Origin of the sequence: Taibaiella lutea (genome assembly GCF_008629695.1) — a bacterium.
GTDB lineage: Bacteria > Bacteroidota > Bacteroidia > Chitinophagales > Chitinophagaceae > Taibaiella > Taibaiella lutea.
The window spans coordinates 752,347-772,589 of sequence record NZ_VWSH01000002.1 but is presented as its reverse complement, the minus strand read 5'-3'; the positions used below and the strand labels follow the sequence as shown (position 1 = coordinate 772,589).

20 protein-coding genes are annotated in these 20,243 nt (G+C 39.0%); 7 read left to right on the top strand and 13 right to left on the bottom strand.

The window, feature by feature from the left end; genetic code table 11:
- Positions 1-49: 49 nt before the first annotated feature.
- The 6 genes from topA to tsaE form a co-directional block, all read right to left on the bottom strand.
- Positions 50-2,638 carry a type I DNA topoisomerase gene (gene topA / locus F0919_RS10430; protein ID WP_150032684.1) on the bottom strand — a complete coding sequence of 863 codons (2,589 nt, stop codon included), beginning with the start codon at positions 2,636-2,638 and terminating at the stop codon, positions 50-52.
- 143 nt (positions 2,639-2,781) lie between these two features.
- The gene (locus F0919_RS10425) at positions 2,782-4,227 is read right to left on the bottom strand and encodes an oligosaccharide flippase family protein (protein ID WP_150032683.1); all 1,446 of its coding nucleotides are present in this window, start codon (positions 4,225-4,227) and stop codon (positions 2,782-2,784) included.
- Positions 4,228-4,477: 250 nt separating this feature from the next.
- Entirely contained in the window at positions 4,478-5,482 is a 1,005-nt protein-coding gene (locus F0919_RS10420) for a fumarylacetoacetate hydrolase family protein (RefSeq protein ID WP_150032682.1), read from the bottom strand.
- A 339-nt stretch (positions 5,483-5,821) separates the two neighbouring features.
- A complete protein-coding gene (locus F0919_RS10415) occupies positions 5,822-7,105 on the bottom strand; it encodes an ABC transporter permease (RefSeq protein WP_150032681.1) in 1,284 nt (427 codons plus the stop codon).
- 87 nt (positions 7,106-7,192) lie between these two features.
- The gene (locus tag F0919_RS10410) at positions 7,193-8,116 is read right to left on the bottom strand and encodes an ABC transporter ATP-binding protein (RefSeq protein WP_150032680.1); all 924 of its coding nucleotides are present in this window, start codon (positions 8,114-8,116) and stop codon (positions 7,193-7,195) included.
- Positions 8,117-8,267: 151 nt separating this feature from the next.
- Positions 8,268-8,696, bottom strand: coding sequence for a tRNA (adenosine(37)-N6)-threonylcarbamoyltransferase complex ATPase subunit type 1 TsaE (tsaE, locus tag F0919_RS10405; RefSeq protein ID WP_150032679.1), 429 nt, complete (start codon positions 8,694-8,696; stop codon positions 8,268-8,270).
- A 125-nt stretch (positions 8,697-8,821) separates the two neighbouring features.
- Between tsaE and F0919_RS18440 the strand changes: the two genes are divergently transcribed.
- Positions 8,822-9,379, top strand: a complete 558-nt coding sequence (locus F0919_RS18440; RefSeq protein ID WP_190277345.1) for a collagen-like triple helix repeat-containing protein — start codon at positions 8,822-8,824, stop codon at positions 9,377-9,379.
- A gap of 205 nt (positions 9,380-9,584) precedes the next feature.
- On the opposite strand, the gene F0919_RS10395 is transcribed toward F0919_RS18440, so the two are convergent.
- Entirely contained in the window at positions 9,585-11,051 is a 1,467-nt protein-coding gene (locus F0919_RS10395) for a hypothetical protein (protein ID WP_150032677.1), read from the bottom strand.
- Positions 11,052-11,256: 205 nt separating this feature from the next.
- Here F0919_RS10395 and F0919_RS10390 point away from each other — a divergent pair, with 205 nt between their 5' ends.
- The gene (locus tag F0919_RS10390) at positions 11,257-12,567 is read left to right on the top strand and encodes an NAD(P)/FAD-dependent oxidoreductase (protein WP_150032676.1); all 1,311 of its coding nucleotides are present in this window, start codon (positions 11,257-11,259) and stop codon (positions 12,565-12,567) included.
- Between the two features lies 1 nt (position 12,568).
- Positions 12,569-13,186 (top strand): L-threonylcarbamoyladenylate synthase, encoded by a 618-nt coding sequence (locus F0919_RS10385; RefSeq protein ID WP_150032675.1) that lies wholly within the window; start codon positions 12,569-12,571, stop codon positions 13,184-13,186.
- A gap of 496 nt (positions 13,187-13,682) precedes the next feature.
- On the opposite strand, the gene trmD is transcribed toward F0919_RS10385, so the two are convergent.
- From trmD to mqnB, 3 genes are all read right to left on the bottom strand, one after another.
- Positions 13,683-14,360, bottom strand: a complete 678-nt coding sequence (gene trmD / locus F0919_RS10380; RefSeq protein WP_150032674.1) for a tRNA (guanosine(37)-N1)-methyltransferase TrmD — start codon at positions 14,358-14,360, stop codon at positions 13,683-13,685.
- Positions 14,361-14,534: 174 nt separating this feature from the next.
- Positions 14,535-14,969: a putative signal transducing protein gene (locus tag F0919_RS10375; RefSeq protein ID WP_150032673.1), complete on the bottom strand. Its 435-nt coding sequence runs from the start codon at positions 14,967-14,969 to the stop codon at positions 14,535-14,537.
- A 23-nt stretch (positions 14,970-14,992) separates the two neighbouring features.
- Complete coding sequence (gene mqnB / locus F0919_RS10370) at positions 14,993-15,667, bottom strand: futalosine hydrolase (protein WP_150032672.1); 675 nt, start codon at positions 15,665-15,667, stop codon at positions 14,993-14,995.
- Between the two features lie 106 nt (positions 15,668-15,773).
- On the opposite strand from mqnB, the gene F0919_RS10365 reads away from it, so the two are divergent.
- The 4 genes from F0919_RS10365 (at position 15,774) to F0919_RS10350 (ending at position 18,226) form a co-directional block, all read left to right on the top strand.
- A complete protein-coding gene (locus F0919_RS10365; RefSeq protein WP_150032671.1) occupies positions 15,774-16,184 on the top strand; it encodes a 6-pyruvoyl trahydropterin synthase family protein in 411 nt (136 codons plus the stop codon).
- A 36-nt stretch (positions 16,185-16,220) separates the two neighbouring features.
- Entirely contained in the window at positions 16,221-16,817 is a 597-nt protein-coding gene (gene folE / locus F0919_RS10360) for a GTP cyclohydrolase I FolE (RefSeq protein WP_150032670.1), read from the top strand.
- 93 nt (positions 16,818-16,910) lie between these two features.
- Positions 16,911-17,405 carry a hypothetical protein gene (locus tag F0919_RS10355; RefSeq protein ID WP_150032669.1) on the top strand — a complete coding sequence of 165 codons (495 nt, stop codon included), beginning with the start codon at positions 16,911-16,913 and terminating at the stop codon, positions 17,403-17,405.
- Positions 17,406-17,497: 92 nt separating this feature from the next.
- On the top strand, positions 17,498-18,226 hold the full coding sequence (locus F0919_RS10350; protein ID WP_190277344.1) for a glycerophosphodiester phosphodiesterase: 729 nt from the start codon (positions 17,498-17,500) through the stop codon (positions 18,224-18,226).
- Between the two features lie 9 nt (positions 18,227-18,235).
- Here the strand turns inward: F0919_RS10350 and F0919_RS10345 are convergent, their stop codons facing one another.
- From F0919_RS10345 to F0919_RS10335, 3 genes are all read right to left on the bottom strand, one after another.
- Positions 18,236-18,526, bottom strand: coding sequence for a chaperone modulator CbpM (locus F0919_RS10345; RefSeq protein WP_150032667.1), 291 nt, complete (start codon positions 18,524-18,526; stop codon positions 18,236-18,238).
- 11 nt (positions 18,527-18,537) lie between these two features.
- Positions 18,538-19,425 (bottom strand): DnaJ C-terminal domain-containing protein, encoded by an 888-nt coding sequence (locus F0919_RS10340; RefSeq protein ID WP_150032666.1) that lies wholly within the window; start codon positions 19,423-19,425, stop codon positions 18,538-18,540.
- 116 nt (positions 19,426-19,541) lie between these two features.
- Complete coding sequence (locus F0919_RS10335; protein WP_150032665.1) at positions 19,542-20,234, bottom strand: response regulator transcription factor; 693 nt, start codon at positions 20,232-20,234, stop codon at positions 19,542-19,544.
- Between the last annotated feature and the right edge of the window lie 9 nt (positions 20,235-20,243).

The window sequence follows — 20,243 nt, the reverse complement described above, 5'->3', positions numbered from 1 at the left end:
GTATTAATAAGTATTTGTCTGATAGCTTTGAGGTGCCTGACAAATATTTCTATTTCTTTTTTGCCGCAGCTTTTTTAGGTGCAGCTTTTTTCGCCGCTGCTTTTTTGGGAGCTGCAGCTTTTTTTGTGGCTGCTTTCTTTGTTTTCTTTTCAAAAGCTGTCGGATCAATAGCGACAATCATCTTCTTTACTTCTTCCAATGAAACATTTGTAAGATCCTCGGCTGTATATTTTTCACCGTCTTCTTTACGTCCCAATTTCAACATCAATTTCCCAAAGCGAATAAAAGGGCCCCAACGGCCATTTTCTATGGCAATTTTTTCTTCAGGCCATTGCTGGATAAAACGATTGGCTTCTTTATCCAGTTTTTTACTCACCAGTTCATCAATATCGCTTTGTTTCAGGTTATCGAAATCGTAAGCACGTGGTATGTTGATAAACAAATCTTCCCATTTAATGAATGGACCAAAACGGCCCTTGCCTTTACTTACAGGCTTACCTTCGTAATAACCTATAGGTGCGTCTGCTTCCTGCTTTTCTTTAATAATTGCAATGGCTCTGTCTATATCAATAGTCAACGGATCTTCGCCGCGTGGAATAGAAATAAATGCCTCACCCCACTTCACATAAGGGCCAAAACGGCCTGCACCAACACTTACTTCTTTGCCTTCATAATCTTCAAGAGTAAAAGGCAGCTTAAATAAATCCAATGCCTCTTCCAGCGTAATGGTTTCAATACTCTGGTTACGTTTTAAGGTTGCAAATTTCGGCTTTTCCTCATCTTCCACACTCCCAATCTGCACCATAGGACCAAACCTGCCCAATCTTGCAGATACAGGTTTTCCACTTTCAGGATCTGTACCGAGAATGTGTTCGCCTTTGGCTCGTTCTGCATTTTCCATGGTATCTTCTACAGTCTTATGAAAAGGATTGTAGAAGTTGCCAATCATAGTGTTCCAGACCTTTTTACCGGCTGCAATCTCATCAAATTCGTTTTCGATATTGGCCGTAAAGCCGTAATCCATCACTTGTGTGAAATGCTCATTCAAAAAGTCGGTAACAACCATTCCCAAATCGGTAGGAAACAATTTATTTTTTTCCGCGCCGGTAATTTCGGTTGATGTTTGTTCTGTTACTTCATTATTCTTTAAAGTAAGAATACCATACTTACGCTCAACTCCATCTTTATCACGTTTTTCAACATAACCTCTTTGCTGTACGGTGCTGATAGTAGGCGCATAAGTAGAAGGACGACCAATGCCAAGCTCTTCCAGTTTCTTTACAAGAGAGGCTTCCGTATATCTTGGGGCAGGACGTGTATATCTTTCGGTGGTCAGCATTTCAACCAATGGTAAAGTTTGACCGATAGTTAATGGCGGTAACATACCTGCATTTTCATCTTCGTCTTCGTCATCTTTTCCTTCAATATACAATTTAAGGAAACCGTCAAATTTCAAGACTTCGCCGGTTGCGGTCAGTTTATCTTCATGTGTTGAGATGCCGATTTTCGCGGTTGTTTTTTCCAACTGCGCGTCTGACATTTGCGAAGCGAGGGTACGCTTCCATATCAATTCGTATAATTTTTGGCCTTCCGCATCGCCAATACTGCTCATACCCATTTCGGTCGGACGAATAGCTTCGTGCGCCTCTTGTGCGGATGCATTTTTGGTTTGAAACTGACGACGATGATGATATTGAGCGCCATATTGGCTCTTGATAGCAGTTTCTGCATTTTCCAAAGCTGTTTCGGAAAGGTTTACAGAATCTGTTCTCATGTAGGTGATATGCCCGTTTTCATATAATTGTTGTGCTAAACGCATGGTACGAGAAACGGCATAGCCTAACTTCCGACTTGCTTCCTGTTGCAAGGTAGATGTTGTAAAAGGTGCTGCCGGAGAGCGTTTACCCGGGCGAACCTGTACATCTTCCACTTTGAATGTGGCATTGATGCATTTATCTAAAAAAACTCTTGCTGTGGTACTTGTTTCAAATCTTTTACCTTCTGCTTTGAAGTTTACGATACGATTGTTGATATCTTTTGCTTCAAAAATTGCTTCAGTCTTATAACTGCTTTCGGATTTAAAAGCATTTATTTCGCGTTCACGTTCGGTTATCAATTTTACAGCAACAGATTGTACGCGTCCGGCAGAAAGACCACGTCCGCTTAGTTTGCGCCATAAAACGGGTGATATTTCAAAACCTACCAAACGGTCCAATACGCGGCGGGCCTGCTGGGCATTCACCAGATTCATATCGACTAAACGAGGCGATGCTACAGCTTTCTGAATAGCGGGTTTGGTAATTTCGTGGAAAACAATGCGTTTTGTATTTGCCGGGTCCAATCCAAGCACTTCGCATAAATGCCAGCTTATGGATTCTCCTTCCCGGTCCTCATCCGTTGCTAGCCAAACCTCGTTGGCTCCTTTGGCTTTGGCTCTCAGTTCTGCAACCACTTTCTTTTTATCGTCCGATACCTTATATATAGGTTCAAATCCCTGGTCCACGTTAATGCCCATGCCTTCTTTCTCCAGGTCGCGGATGTGCCCGAAACTGGATTTCACTTCAAAGTCTTTACCAAGAATTTTTTCAATGGTTTTTGCCTTCGCAGGCGACTCCACAATCAATAGGTTTTTAGCCATTATTTTAACGCTGCATTCCTTTTTGCGAGGAATAATATTTTTACTTTTAAACTTAATAATCAAAAAACATTTGCTTTACTGCAAATTTTTGAACGCTGCAAGATTACGTTATATTTTGGAAAAACAACATTTTGCCAAAAATATCATCTGTTTTGCATTAACTCTTTTAAACGGTGAAAGGGCAAAAAACCGCAAATAAACATTGTAATGGCTGCGCCCAAACCCACAGTGAGTATTTGTTGCCATAGTTTTATGTCTAATTTCAACACGCCGAAACAAAGGGCACAAATAACTGCTGCAAATAAAATATATTTTAATATCCAGACAAAATCAGTGTTCATACCTATGATTTTCTTCGCCAGTAAGATATTAACAACAGATAAAAATGCCTGCGTAATAACACAAGTTATAGCTGCGCCAATGGCTCCATATAAAGGTAACAATACAAAATTGAGTATCACGTTCAATAATACGGCAATCAATGATACAATTATCAGGGGCTTGATGCTTCCATTAGCGGTAAGCAAAGTAGCATAAACATAACCGATACAATACCCGGGAAATGACATCATCAACAATGCGAAAACTTTCCCGTCATAATCTGTAGCCAGATTTTTTAATTGAAGATGCATGATACCTTGTCCAAAAAAAACAGCGACAAACATTGCGGTGAGGGCAACGGGTAATAATATGTTGAGGCTTAATTTTACCAGAGGGCGTACATCTTCTTTTTTTGCCAGCATACTTCCGAATAAGGGCAGTAATATACCGGCGAACAAAACGCCGGTAACATTATTGGAAACATCGAGAAAGCGGTAAGATGCAGCATAAACGCCTGCTTCTTCTTTTCCGTTTTTTAAAAGTCTTTCCATTAAAAAAACATCGGAGCGGATATAAATTGCCATTAAAAAGATAAGCAATGCGTAAGGAAAGCTTTGTAAACAGATGGCCCGGACTTTCCTGAGGTCAAAATGTGACCAATCGAGCTTTGTGAGCCTGGTACAGACGATGAAAGCAAATACGGATGTAATGAAGTAAGCTACAATTTGTGCTTCAACAAACCATTCTATCTTAAAACGCCCTGAAAATGCTGGGTAAAAAAGCAGTACGGAGCATATCAATATCATAAACAAACGGTCGCTTACGGAAAGGAGGCTGTCGGTTTTGAACCAATGCATACCAGAAACATTACTGCGCAGATATAAGAGAAATGAATTGAGTATCTGCACAAAAATCAGGAGGGTCAAAAGGAAAAGGGAATAACCTTTGTAGCCTAAACACCAACCTAATATCAATACTAAAATGAAATAACCGAATGAGAGTATTCCTTTTGCAATGATGACATTGGGAAAAAGGCTTTTCATTGCATTGGGCGATTGTGCAATGATGCGGTTGTTATAATTCTGCAATCCAAAATCGAGCAATACCTGAAAAATGACGCTGAAATTCAGCAATGCCACATATTGTCCGTAAGCTTCATGACCGACAGCGAGTTGTACATTACGATCTATACCGAAAATCCATAATGGTTTTACAATCAGGTTTACAAGAAGGAGGAAAACAATATTTTGAACAAAAAAGCGGCGCAAGAATTAGATGTTAGGTGTCAGACATTAGATGTTAGCATTGCAAGATTACAAAAATTAGCGCTTTGATGAATGAAAACTACATAGAAGATATTACGTAATGACTGGGTTAACTTATATATAGGATAGGGTTAGCACCTTATATTTAGGATGGGGTTTGCACCCTATCCTATTATATTTCGCCCTTTCAGGGCTAAAAAAAGCGTTGTCAGCTTCGAGAAAGTTGACAACGCTTCATAAATAACTGATTGGTTTACATTTTCTTTAATGCGAGAATAGAAAAATCGGTATCTGTTTTTTTAATGGTATTTACCAGTTTACCCATGCCTTCGATTTCCATTTCCACTACGTCGTCTGGTTGTAACCATTGCACTTTATAATCGGGGTTATTTAATAGTCCTGTTCCGTTTAGTTCAAGGAAACAGCCTGTACCGACTGTGCCGCTGCCTATAACGTCGCCGGGATAAACATCTACACCGTAAGCGCAACGTTCAATGATTTCGGCAAATGTCCAGTCCATATCGCCCATATTGCCTTCGCTCACCTGAATGCCATTCACTTTACAGGTCATTTTTAAATTGAAGTTTGCACCGACATGTCCTTCTTTTGCCGGAATACGATAAGCATCCAGTTCATCGGGAGTTACCATCCAGGGCCCTATAACGGTTGAAAAATCTTTCCCTTTTGCGGGTCCGAGATTCAATAACATCTCTTCCATTTGTAAACGACGCGCACTCATATCATTCATGATGCAGTAACCTGCAATATAACTATCTGCTTCTGCAGCTTTAATGTTACGGCCTTTTTTACCTAAGATAACGGTTGCTTCCAATTCAAAATCCAGCTTTTCAAAGTGATCGGGCATGCAATCGATATTACCGGGCCCCTGAATGGCATTGTGATTGGTGAAATAGAAAATGGGGTATTGATCAAATTCAGCAATCATATCTACTTTACGATTGCGGCGTGCTGCTGCAACGTGCTGACGGAAGGCATAACCATCGCGGCAGGAAGTGGGCCTTGGAACAGGCGCCAATACTTCTACGCTGCTGAAATCGCGGGAAGCGACTTCCAATGTTCCGGCTTTAATATTTGCTTCTGCTTCTTTGGCAATGGGCGACAGGTTTTCCCAATCGTTCAGCATTTCCATCATGGTCTGAGGCAAACGGATGTCTGCTTCGCTCAGATTATAAAGGTCTCCGTTAATATAGAAAGCTACCTGCTCCCTGCTGTTGTTGATGTACGTTACCAGTTTCATATTTTCAATTATTATTTCAATGTAGAATTTTCAAATCTGAATTTAAAAACAGGGGCAAAGGTAAATGAATATTCCTTTTCAGGGCAAAAAAGGAGAACTGTTACTTTAATCAAAAAAGATTTGTCAATTTTTAAAAGTTGTTATTCTTTGCTGAAAGATAAAAAAAAGAGGAGTGTTGTCTTAATTAAAAAGATTTGTCAACTTTTAAAAAGTTGACAAATCTGAAATTACTGCTGTTATCAAAAATAATGAGAAAGAACTATCATAAATTAAAAAGCGTTGCCAACTTTTTGAAAGTTGGCAACGCTGCAATGCATATCTTTTAAAGATTTCTAATCGTTATTTTCTTACCAGCCACTTCCCTACTTCTTTCAGGGTAATTTTCTTACCGTACATCAGGATACCTGTCCTGTATATTTTCCCGGCCATCCAGGTGGTAAGGATGAAACCGAGTACCAGCAATACAGCCGATGTGATTAACTGCCATGCAGGAACGTCGCCAAACGGAATCCTTGCCATCATTACAATGGGAGATGTAAGCGGGAACAGGCTACCAAAGATTGCCAGAGGGCTGTTAGGATCTGAAATAGCTTTGCTCATTATTACAAATCCTAAAATGATAGGGAGTGTAATGGGTAATGTATATTGACTTGATTCCTGAGGATCTTCATTGACAAGGCTACCGACTGATGCAAACAGTGCTGCATATAGGAAATAGCCTCCCAAGAAATAAAATAAGAACCAAAGCGCAATTGCAATCCAGTTAGGACCATGTAACAGGCTTTCCAAAGCATGCATATTGGTGTTTTCGCTTGCTTGTTGCATAGCCTGCGGATCCATTGCTGTGTGCATACCACCGGTTAACATCGGCAAGCCAATGAGTGCAAACACTCCGAACAATATAATCCATATTAATACCTGAGTCAGACCCACTAAAGCAACGCCAATAATTTTACCCATCATAAGTTGAAATGGCCTTACAGAGCTCACGATGATCTCGGCAATTCTGTTTGTCTTTTCTTCCATTACGCTGCGCATAACACTCATACCGTAAAATAACATAAACATATACAGTAAAAATCCGCAGCCGGTACCTATTGCGATAGAGGATGCATTGCTTGATTCTTTACCGTCTTTTATAGAACTGATGTGTATGCTTTCCGATTGAAGGAATTCCAATTGTTCATTGCTGATACCTGCTTTGCTCATTCTTTCATCTGTAAGAATGCTGTTCAGGTTGTCACCGATTGTTTTTTCTGTTATGATACCAACCTGTTCGTTATAGTACAGGTTAAAATTGATGTCTTTCTGATTAGGATCAAAAGCAGGGATATACAATAAGGCATTGTAATCGTCATTATTTATATTGTGTTTCAGTGAATCTACGTTACCGCGGATGATGGTGTAGGAAACGTTTTCGTTGTTTTTAAGTTTGCCTTCAAACATGTGGCTGTCATCAACAACGGCAATATTTTTCTTCTCTGATTTTGACGATGCGATACTACCCATTAAAGCGGCAAAGCCGATAAATAAAAAGGGGATGAGCAGGGTCAGGATTATGAAGGAGCGTTTTTTTACCCTTGTCAGGTATTCGCGTTTGATTATGATAAATATTTTGTTCATTGGAGTTTAGATATCAGATGTTAGACTTTAAATATGAGATTTTAGACGGTAGGTGTAAAATGTATGATAACTTATATTGAGTTTCTTTTATTTTACTTCCTGAAAAGCGCGTGCTGCCGATGTGTCTTGCACCAGGCGAATGAATATATCATTCAATGAAGGCAGCATTTCTTCAAAAGCAAGGACTGTGTTTCCCATTTGTATAAAATGTTTCAGGACGTCGTTTGAATTTTGCTCGGGATTTAAATGAAACACGATACGGTTTCCTTCCTGTTTTAACAACTGAATAGAAGAAGGCAATACGACATCGCTTTTATCCAATGTTATGGTAAAAATATTTTCTTTAAAGTCCTGCTTAATCTGTTTTACGCTTCCATCAAGTATTTTTTGCCCCTGGTTCACCAATACTATTTTATCGCAAATTTCTTCTACCTGCTCCATTCTGTGTGTACTGAAAATAACGGTGGTGCCTTCCTGTGCCAATCTGAAGATTTCATCTTTAAGGATATTGGCGTTTACTGGGTCAAGACCACTAAAGGGTTCATCGAGAATCAGCAACATAGGATTATGAATTACAGTTGTAACGAACTGCAACTTCTGGCTCATACCTTTACTTAAATCTTCTACTTTTTTATCCCACCAGGATACCATATCGAGCCTCCTGAACCAATCTTTACTACGGCTTGTGGCTTCTGCTTTTGACAATCCACGAAGTTGCGCAAGATATACGGCTTGCTCGCCGATTTTCATTTTTTTATACAGGCCTCTCTCTTCGGGCATGTAACCCATTTCCTCAATATGTTTTTCCGAATCAAATTTTTGTCCGTTGAATAATATTTCGCCTGAATCTGGATAGAAAATACCTGTAATCATACGAAGCAAGGTACTTTTCCCGGCGCCGTTAGGGCCTAATAACCCAAAGATGCAACCACGTTCGATATCGAAACTGATATCATCAACGGCCTTTTGGGTTGCATAATATTTCTTAAGGTTTTTAATAGAAAGGATCATATTTGAATAGGTAGTTTGGAATTGAAAAATTTAAGGAAACGAATATACTTCAAAGCTTTCAGAATAATAAGCATGTATTGTAAAATACTCCTTTGCGAGGTAATTTCTATTACATTGGATAAATCTCAATACTTAATAAACTTATCCTACATTAAGGAGCGAAACGAATGATTCTGTTATCTGCATCTTCTACAAAAAAATCAACGTTCAGTATGTTTTCCGGCAACAGGCCGGAGGCTCGTTCAGCCCATTCAATAATGCACCATGATTGCTTTTGAGCCAACATATCTTCTATTCCGGCCTGAATAGCTTCTTCTTCGTCTTGCAACCTGTACCAGTCGGAATGAAAGATAATCTGCTCTTTGCCGGTTTCATCTTTAAAATGATATTCGTTAATCAGGGAAAAAGTAGGACTGCTTACAATGTCTTCCACACTCAAATAATTGCATAACGCACGGGTAAAAGTTGTTTTACCTGCGCCTAATCCTCCGTTAAATGCGATAACATGAAAATCTTTGGCATATTGCCAGAATTCCGCAGCAGCCTTGTTTATATCGGATAAGGAAAAAGAAATCTCCATAAATTTCATTAAAGGCCCGAAATTACAATAACTGGCAAAAATTCTACGTAAATATTTAGTGGCTTTCTAAAAGTCGTTTTAAACGACAGTTAGCAGTCGGGAGTGAGGCGAAACCGGTAGGAAGCATGGCCAAACCATTTGGAAGCGGTGTGGAACTAGTTGGGAGAACGGCGGAACCAGTTGGAAACATGGCCGAACCGATCGGAAGCAGGGTAAAACAAGTTGGAAGCGTGGTAAAAGCAGCCGGAAGCGTGGCAAAAGCAGTCGGAAGCGTGGTAAAACAAGTCGGAAGCATGGTAAAACAAGTCGGAAGCAAAGTAAAACCGGTCGGAAGCGTGGTAAAAGCAGTTGGAAGCGTGGTAAAAGCGGTCGGAAGCAAGGTAAAGCCGGTCGGAAGCAAGGTAAAACCAGTCGGAAGCAAGGTAAAACCAGTCGGAAGCAAGGTAAAAGCAGTCGGAAGCGTGGTAAAGCCGGTTGGAAGTGTGGTAAAAGCAGTTGGAAGCATGGGAAAACCGGTTGGAGGCGTGGTAAAACCGGTTGGAGGCGTGGTAAAAGCGATTGGGAATATGGATATAGCGGTTGGGAGAACAGTGGAACCGGTTGGAAGAGCGGTAGTTAGGGGTCTATTGGCTATGTTTAAAACTTGTTTTCTATGTACCCTTTCATCACAATTCCAATTCTAAATAATTCACCTATGTATCTATGTGGTTTAAATAAAACACATAGATACATAGAATTAAGATTTATGGAAAAGAAACAGTAGCTCCAGATAGCAAAGCTTCGCTTTGAGGCTTAAGTTAATGACATTGATTTAATCCTATTGCATTTCGCCTTTTCAGGGCTTGCAAAATATGACATCCTTATTCGTTGGCGATTATTATTGTCATCTTAAAAAGCCACTCTTGCAAAGCTAAGGTTGTCTTTTTTGAGAACGGGTATGATAATTTCTTTCATGTCCGTTTGTTTACCGGTGCGTGTCACCCAATCGCCCAGGCCTATGCCGGAGGGGTTCACTTTTTTCATTTGCAGGTTACCGTCAATATCAACTGCGGCGATGCTTAAAACAGATTTGCTCAGTGAATAATCGTTGTACATGAAAACCAGGGATGCCCCGGAATTCAACAAAGCGTAGGAGGAAAACATACCGCCATCGTCGGTAGAGTTCTGGTCTTTCCTGATGAAGCTATGCCATTTGCGGTTACCATCTTTATCATAACTGAGTACCATAATATCGCCGTAATGATATTCTCTTACAGTAGTATTGTTATAGCCTCCGGTATTATAGTAATTGTAATAACCTGCCCCCATACCGTAGTTGTAGCTGCGTACGGCTATGGTATAATTTTCGCCGACTAAAATGAAGCCTCCGTCGTTTTTGACAATAATTTTCCTGACTTCATAATTATTGAAGGCTCTTTTTTTATTTCTTTCATCAGATACGTTGCGCAGGTCTTCATCAAAAGGAATTTTCTTGAATGTACTGAATTCAAGGGCTATAGGGGGGAGAACACCATATATCACGCCTTCGTTGTTATCTGATTTATCGTCGGAATAGTAAGCTCCGAGGTAAATTTCTTTTGTCTGGTCATTGACTTTCATATAAAGGGTACTTACATAACTGCCTGTAAGGGGCACCGGAACGACATCAAATTGCTGGCCGCTGGGCGACAGCCTGAATATCCATGCATTGTCGGCAAATTGTTTGTATTCATGGTCAGGGCTCCCTGAAAGGTAAAGCATTCCGTCGTTTGACAATAAGGATTGTTCAATATTTACATCATCGTTTGTTTCGATATAGGGAGCTCCTTTTCCAAGCACGTTTAAATCTTTATCGAAGAGTATGGTATTGATATTGATTCTTTTGTTTTTCCTTCTGCCAATGCTGTAAATCATTATTTTACTTCTGTCAGCACTGCCAACGGAGTTATAATATTCCTTGTCGCTCGAAAACCAGGCGACTTTCACGGAATCCAGTGCTTTTGGTTTGCCCACTATTCTTGCTTTGTCGTCAAGCCTGGCAGCATATTGAACAACTTCATTGTGCTGAATGGCCTGATACAATACGACTATAGATTCGCTGGTAGCATAAAACTGGGTTTCAAAAATCTTTTTGGGAAAAAAGTCGAGCGCTATAGTAGCCAGTAAACGCATGGAATCGTTATAGGCGTCAAGGAAATAACCTTCTTTTGAAGAACGATAGGTGTAAAGCCTGTCGCCACACCAACCTACAATGTTCAGGTCGCCGTTTTGTAATGTGAATTTTTGTGCTTTGGAATAAAAGATATCCTGGGCTTTAGCCTGGAAACCGATAAAAAGTAACAGTCCTAAAAGCGCCTTATAAATGCATGTTTTCATTTCCTGATCGCGTTAAATTTTCGATGATTTATTGTCAATGAAATAGAATCACAAATTAAATGGAATTAAAGGTAGCAAAGTAATTCTTAACTATCGATTACAAAATATGTTTTATCAATTGCGGGTTCAATTATTCCGAATATTAATGCAAAGAGCTATAGAACAATTGTTGTACTTTGTTGTATAATCTAAAAGCCATTTAATTATGACATCTCAAAACAGGATTGTAATAGTTGGAGCGGGTTTTGCCGGATTGCAATTGGCCAGACAATTGGGTCATTCCAAATATGAAATTTATTTAGTTGACAAATATAATTTTCATCAGTTCCAGCCGCTATTTTATCAGGTGGCAACAGCAAGGCTTGAGCCAAGCAGTATTTCTTTTCCGTTAAGAAAAATATTTCAGCATAAGGAGAATGTCCATGTACGCATATCGGAGGTTCAAAATATTATTACGGACAAAAAGATTGTGGTGACGGCTGATGAGGAGCTTGTATATGATTATCTGGTATTGGCATCGGGTTGTACTACTAATTTCTTCGGGAACAAGGCGATTGAAAAATACAGTTTTCCGATGAAAAGCACGATTGAGGCCGTTGCTTTGCGCAATCGTATTCTTTTGAATTTTGAAGATGCTATATATGCGACGGGCGATGACCTGAAGGCGCTTATGAATATTGTGGTGGTAGGTGGCGGGCCTACAGGGGTTGAGCTTGCAGGTTCTTTATCGGAAATGAAAAAGAATATTTTACCGAAGGACTATCCGGATATGGATTTCAGCGAATTAAATATTTATTTGCTGGAAGGAGGGCCGCACACTTTAGGCCCTATGTCGAAGGCATCACAGGAAAAATCAAAGGTTTATCTGGAAAGATTAGGTGTGATTGTAATGACAAATACATTAGTTGAAAACTACGACGGTCGTACCATTCAGCTAAAAGGAGGCGGAACGATTATTACAAATAACGTAATATGGGCGGCGGGTGTTACCGGTAATATTCCAACGGGATTTAATACAGATGTTATTGAAAGGGGGAACAGGCTGAAGGTAAACCGTTATAACCAGGTACAAGGCTTTGATAATGTATTTGCATTGGGAGACATTGCTTTGATGGAAACGCCTAAATATCCTAAAGGGCATCCTCAGTTAGCTAATGTAGCTATCAATCAGGCGAAGCTGTTAGCTACGAATCTGAAAGCATCCTTACATAACGGGAAATGGAAGGAATATGAATATAAAGATCCTGGCTCTATGGCGACTGTGGGTAAAAGAAAGGCGGTAGTTGATTTGCCGTGGTTCAGCTTTCAGGGACGCCTTGCCTGGTTTACATGGATGTTCCTGCATCTGATGCTGATATTGAGCGTAAGAAATAAATTGTTTATATTTATAAACTGGGCGATCAGTTATTTTACAAATGATACAACATTGCGACTTATTTTATTGCCCACAAAGAAACAAGTTGAACTGGCGGAGAAAGTAGCGGAGAAAAACGAACAAAATAAAAAAGAAACCTGATATGCTTATACATTTACATCCTGACAATCCGCAACCGCGCAATATTAAGACTGTGGTGGATTGCCTGCGTTCGGGCGGGGTTATTATTTATCCTACCGATACTATTTATGGTATTGGCTGCGATATTTACAACCAAGCGGCAATAGAACGTATCTGCAGGATTAAAAACATTGCGGCAAAAAATGCAAATTTCTCTTTTATCTGCCGTGATTTGAGCCATTTGAGCGATTATGCCAAAAACATTGGTACGCCTACTTTCCGTTTGCTAAAGAAGGCATTGCCGGGGCCTTATACTTTTATACTGGAGGCAACAAAAGAAGTACCTAAAAGTCTTAAAACCAAAAAGGATACGGTGGGCATCCGTGTGCCTGACCATGTTATCTGCCAAACGATTATTCAGGAATTAGGCCATCCGATTATGAGTACTTCGTTACCGACAGATGAGGATGTTGAATATTTTACGGATCCTGAAATTATACATGATATTTTTGAAAACCAGGTTGACATGGTTATTGACAGTGGCATAGGAGGGATGATAGGTTCTACTGTGATAGATTGCACTAATAATGAGCCTGTGCTGATAAGGGAAGGCGCCGGTGAATGGGGGGATTTGCTTTAATTAATTGCTAAATTGTTTTATGGATAAATGGTTAAATGCTAAATAATATCTGACCAATTAATGCTTAAATGAAAATACCTATAATTTTTATTGTATTATTGTTTTACTCGTTTGTATTAAAAGCCCAATTTGTAACATTGGGTATGGACACAATAACTTTTTATGAGGGTTTAAGAATTGATATTCAAACAAAGCAGCAAACTTCCTATTTCAAAACATTCTCCATTAAATCTCTATTATATGATGGCTCTAACTTTCCTTTTGATTGCTCTAATTGTGAGGACGAAAGAAACAATGAGCTTCAGCTCCAAGACTATAACCCTATAATTGACAGTAAAAGCATAAATAGTTTATTAAAGATGTTAAACAACAAAGCATTTAAATATTAAACAATTACAAAAATAGTAAGTTGGCTTTTGTAGTACGAAACAAAGAATTTTATTGCTTCATTTTTGAACAATTCAACAATTCAACAATTCAACAATTCAACAATTTATTAATCCTCCAATAAATCAGGCCTTCTTTGCTGCGTTCTTTCCAATGCTTTTTCAAAACGCCATGCATCTACTATTTTAGGATCGCCGCTGAGTAATTCCTGCGGCACTTTCCAACCTCTGAAATCGGCAGGGCGGGTATAAACGGGCGGCGCTAACATATCGTCCTGAAAAGAGTCGAATAATGCAGATGTTTCATCATTCAGAACACCCGGCAACAACCTGCCGATAGCATCTACCACTACTGCAGCTGCCAGTTCTCCCCCACTCAATACATAATCGCCGATGGAAATTTCCATGGTTACAAAGTGTTCGCGAATACGTTCGTCAATGCCTTTATAATGCCCGCAGATAATCATCAGGTTTCCTTTCATGGACAAACGGTTGGCAACCTTTTGTTCAAACCTTTCTCCGTCGGGTGTCATGTAAATAATTTCATCGTAGGTCCTTTCAACCTGAAAATGCTCGATGGCTCTTATTAAAGGTTCAGGCATCATAACCATTCCCGCACCGCCGCCATATTGGTAATCATCTACCTGTGCGTGCGCATAAGTCGTAAATTGCCTTAAATCGTGTGAATAAACTTCCAGCAAACCTTTTTGTTGTGCGCGTTTCATAATGGAATGCGCAAAAGGGCTTTCTAAAAGCTCGGGAAGTACGGTAATTATATCAATACGCATTTTGAGATGTTAGGCTTTAGATATTAGATGTTAGACTTTAGACATTAGAAAGCCTACACTATTTGGCATTGAGATTATTATTCTCTATTTGAATTTTCAAGAATTGGCGCAAAATTAAGCTTTCATAAAATCAAAGCCATGATCTGCATCAAATAAATGATGGGCAAGGATAAATCAGAATTTTTTGCCGCAATGGAAACAGTGCCATTTATCGGATTTAAAGAAGAGAGGAAATCCGAGTAAAAGCCAGCTTAAGATTGCGGGCTTTTTATCGTAATCGTCTTTACGGGTATTCTGGCTGCCACAATGAATGCAGATGCGGTTATCAGGATTTAGCTGGTCAATGTCTTCTTCGTCCCAGAAGCCGGGAGTCTGGCTTTCTGCAATAGCTTCCTGTTCGGTAGTTTCTAAAATGTGCAACGCACGCTCTACGTCTGATGCAGCGACTTTTAATTTAATGCCGCCAATTGCATTTGCAATATGCCATTGCATGGTAACGGTGTTTTCATCTATCAAAACCGCTTCAATGCCTTCCGTTTCCAGTTTTGCTTTTATAATATGGGCAGTAACGTAATTATCAAAGGTTCTTAGTGTGGTCAGATTTATCATAAGAATTTATCTTTTTAAATGGATTACGATTCCGGCAAATTGGCAATCATCCATTCATTCAGATTTTCGATAGCCAGCTTCATCTGCCATTTGCTTCTGTCACGTGGTTCAACATAATTTGAAATGCTTCTTACCTGTAAAAAGGGAACTTTTTTCTTCAGGCAAACATAATGAAAAGCTGCGCCTTCCATCGTTTCAACGTCACAGTCAAAATATTCCGACCTGTGCCCAATCAAGTTATTAGAGCCGGAAACCGTATTGACCGTGATTCCTGTAACATAAGGGAGGTTCAGTCTCATGGGAAAATCCTGAAACATGTTTACCAGTTTCTTTTTTACATAGGGTTTTTCATTGGGGTTCATCAATTCAATTTCAAACATGTCCCTGAATCGTCCATGATCGTCAACACCTAAATCACCTAACATTTCTTCACGGACAATCACCAGGGAACCTAATGCGGTTTCATGGTTGAAAGAACCGGCCACGCCTGCCTGCAGGCAAAAGTGCGGATTGTAGATGGTCATTGCTTCCATTAAACTGAAAACGGTCTGCATGCTACCGATACCGGTGATGCATATATAGACTTCAAGATTTTCTTTGCAAAAGTGATTTTCATTAATCTCCTGAAAATGCTGACGCAAATGACTTGTAAAAATGTCTAATTCAAATGTTGTGGCAGCTGCAACCAATAAGCGCATAATTCATTATTATTATTGCAAATTTAATCTCTTTATAGCTTAATAATGAATGTTTTTTGCTAAACCTTACTAAGGTAGTACCTTTGCCAAAATTATTATTAGGATTATGGTATATCTGACTCGGGTGGAGCATTTCAACGCTGCTCACAAACTATATAACCCCGACTGGACGGAAGAAGAAAATCGTGAGGTATTTGGTAAATGCTCGAATGCAAACTGGCATGGGCATAATTATGAACTGCATGTAACTGTAAAGGGTGAACCACATCCGCAGACAGGTTTTATTTTTAATGCCAAGACTTTGGGCACATTGGTAAAAGATGTGATTATTGAAAAGATTGACCATCGCAACCTGAATATGGATGTTGATTTCATGAAAGGAAAATTTACCAGCGCTGAAAATCTTGCAATTGGTATCTGGAATGAATTGCAGCCACATATAGAAAAAGAAGGCGCTACGCTTCATGGTATCCGGTTGTATGAAACAACGAAAATTTACGTTGAGTATTTCGGTTAAAATTTACCACAGCTTTTATCTACAATAAATTTTGGAATGGCTTATAAAAAAATTGAACAGTATGACGAGGATATAACGAATTCTTTGAAAGATAGTTATACTTCTATTTTGAATTTATTGGGTGAGGATATAAGCAGGGACGGGTTGGAGAAAACGCCTGAACGCGTAGCAAAAGCCATGCAGTATCTTACACAAGGTTATCAGATGGATGCCGCTGAAATACTGAATTCCGCCAAATTCAAGGAACCGTACAGTGAAATGGTTATTGTAAAAGATATTGAGCTGTATTCGCTTTGCGAGCATCACATGTTACCATTTATAGGTAAAGCCCACATCGCTTATATTCCGAATGGTTATATTACCGGCTTGAGTAAACTGGCACGTGTTGTAGATTGTTTTTCAAGAAGGCTACAGGTGCAGGAAAGACTTACGGATCAGATATTACAAGCCATTCAGGATGCATTGGAACCACAGGGTGTAGCAGTTGTGATTGAAGCAAAGCATATGTGTATGATGATGCGCGGCGTTTCAAAACAAAATAGTGTAACTACAACATCTGCATTTAGCGGTCAATTTCATGTAAATGAAACACGTTCAGAGTTCTTAAGATTGATTGCAGCGGATTTGAGTTAATGTACTTTTCAGCAATTATTTAGATAAAAACAATAGTCATTCCATATAGAATGGCTTTTGTTTTTTAATTTCATGAATGTTTTCGTTTTCATTATGAAAAAGCTGATGTTGTTTGTTTGTTTGTTGACCAATGTTGCTTTTGCACAACAAGATGCTAAAGCGACGTTTAAAAACAATGTATTTCTTGAGCTATTAGGAAATGGAGGCTACGCATCTTTCAATTATGAAAGGATTATATTTTCCCACAAGAAGATAACAATATTCCCATCAATCGGCATCAGCACATTTAAAACAAAAGATTTTACAGGCACTGTCAACCCGGATGTAATCATTCCGCTTGGTTTAAGAATGTATTATGGCTCCAGACACATGTTTGTATTTGGCCTGGGACAAACAATAAGCAGTACAGTTTATTTAAATCCTGAAGATTTTGAAGCGAAAAGGTCGTATAAATTATCAGCAAATGTAATGCTGGGGTATAGAATAAATTTTAAAAGAATAAATCTGCAACTGGCATACACTCCGATATTCGAAAATTACAATCATTATATAAACTGGCTGGGATTTTCAGTTGGATATAAATTCTAAATATGAAACGGTGCTTCTTCCTGATTGCTATTAGTGTCTTTGCATGTATAAGCTCGTGTAAAAAAACGAACGAATCATTTGATATCCAAAATATGGAAAATAAGGTTATTGTGCTTGGGCATGGCGGTAGCGGCGATCTCAACTTTTATCCGATAAACACTTATGAATCCTTACTGAACTGTATTAACAGCGGTGCCGACGGGTCGGAATGGGATATTCAGATGACTAAAGATTCCGTACTAGTAGCTTATCATGATGAAACACTGGAAACGCAGACAACCGGAAAAGGAAGAATAATTGACTATACATGGAGCGAGTTGCAGGAATTCAAATATAATCCGGCTCCTTATGTACGTTATGATATTGTTTCGGTGGATAGCCTGTTTGCACATGTCAGCAATTTAAAATCATTGACTTTCTCTTTTGATAATAAACTTTACTTTGAACCGTCTTCCTATCCGGCATTTATAAGCGCTGTAATAAAAGTCTTGGAAAAATATGGAATGGAGCAAAATGTATTCATAGAATCTCATAGCGCCGGCTTCCTGATTCAGTTTAAGCAATTGAAGGACTACAAGTTTTTCCTGAATCCCGATAACTTTGATGATGGATTGAAAATAATTGACAGTATGAATATTTATGGCATCATAATGGATGTTGCAAATATTTCTGCTGCTCAGATTCAGGAAGCGCACAGTCATGGCAAATATGTACAGGTATGGGGCACTTCCGGCAGCGGAGACAATACAGATGCGGTTAAAATGAACCCCGATGCTATACAAACGGATGATATAGCTTCGCTGGTAAATTTATTGAAATAAAAACGTGCTTTACTCCTGATAAAAATGCAATTTATATTCCAGTTCCTGAATACGATGCTGCATGGTCTCCATCTTTTCCAATAAAACGTTTACAACTTCTATACCGGGTATATTTAATTCCAGTTCATTATACAGCCTTGTATATTTCTCCAACTGTTCCAGTTCCTCCGCATCAATACAGGGACTGCTTTCAGCATAAATAACCTGGATCAGGCCGTTATCTTTCAATGCATTTATAAACGTAATTTCAGTATGATGATGCCTGCAATATTCTTCGATTGAGATGAGTTCTGCTGCCATGATAAAAAAAATTATGATTGCGCTAATTGTTGAAATAGTTCTTTTTGTTTGCCGGTAAGATTGGTTGGTATTTTAATGTGATAGGTAACATATAAATCACCAAATTGGCCATCTTTCTTATATACAGGAAAGCCCTTTCCTTTAAGCCTGACTTTAGACATATTCTGTGTTTCAGGTTTTATTTTGAGCTTTACCTGACTGTCCAATGTCGGCAAAGTAATTTCTCCGCCAAGTACAGCAGTATATAAATCCAAATCATAATTCAGATATAAGTCATTGCCTTCTCTTCTGAATTCTGTATCATTTGCAATATTTATAGTCAGGTATAAATCGCCTGCGGGACCGCCATTTGCACCTGCTCCACCATAACCTTTCAGTTTTATTTTCTGTCCGTTTACTACGCCGGCATGAATGGTGATCCTGACATTCTTACCATTTATGGTAAAAGACTGCGAATGAGTGGTAGCAGCGTCCTTTAAACTGATATTCAGTTCCGCATTATAATCCTGTCCTTTAAACATAGACTGACGTCCGCCACCACTACGGCTTCCAAACATAGATTCAAAAAAATCAGAGAACTGCCCGTCATCGAAATTGCCTGAATAATCCTGCCAGCTTTCCCCACCCTGATATTGTTGCCCACGCGACTGCTGCGCTTTTTCATATTCTTCTCCATGCTTCCAGTTCTCTCCGTACTTATCATATTTCTTTCGTTTTTCAGGGTCGGTTAATACTTCCTGCGCTTCGTTGATTTGTTGAAATTTAAGTTTTGCACTTTCATCATTAGGGTTTACGTCAGGATGATATTTCCTTGCCATTTTACGATATGCTTTCTTAATCTCTTCAGCAGTGGCAGTTTTCTTCACACCTAATACTTCATAGTAATCGATAAAGGCCATAATATTTAATCTTTTAAATCAAAAATAATGCTTTCTAAATTTCGCAAAATTTCATTGTAACACCAACAAATAATTGATGCAAAAGTTGAGAAGCGTGATATAGGGAAACTAACAGGTTAACAGGAAAAAAGATAGCCCTGGCCTTTTAATGTAATGATTTGTATGTTTTCATCAGCGGCAAACATGGCTCTTAATTTACGGATATAAACATCCAGATTGCGGGAATTAAAAAAAGAATCATCACCCCAAACCGATTGCAGCAGCATTCTGCGGTCCAATGTTTTATTGCGGTGCAGGCAAAGCAAACTCAATACCTGGCTTTCTCTTTGAGATAGCCTCTTTACGACATCCTTAAAATGCAATTCCATTTTAGCAGGATAAAATACAAAATCGTTCAAGTGCATTTCATCAGGCAAAGGATTCTGAACAGGTGTGTGTTGAGCAACCAAACGTAATTGATTTTCTATACGAACCACCAATTCATCCATGGTAAAAGGTTTGCGCATATAGTCCGTTCCGCCGCTTTCAAAACCCTGCACAATATCATTAGGCTGATTTTTTGCGGTAAGAAATATTATAGGAAGCTTTGGAAATAAGTTACGGACAACATTCCCTAATGTAAAGCCGTCAATATGCGGCAACATAACATCCAAAACAATGAGATCAGGATTGAATTGTTTAATTGTTTCAGTCAATCTTGTTCCATCTTTTTTGTGCAGTATTTCATATCCTTTCAATGTCAGCGTGTCGCTTACAATACGTGCCAGATAAGGCTCATCTTCAATATAAAGTATTTTCTTTCTGAACATGGGAAATGA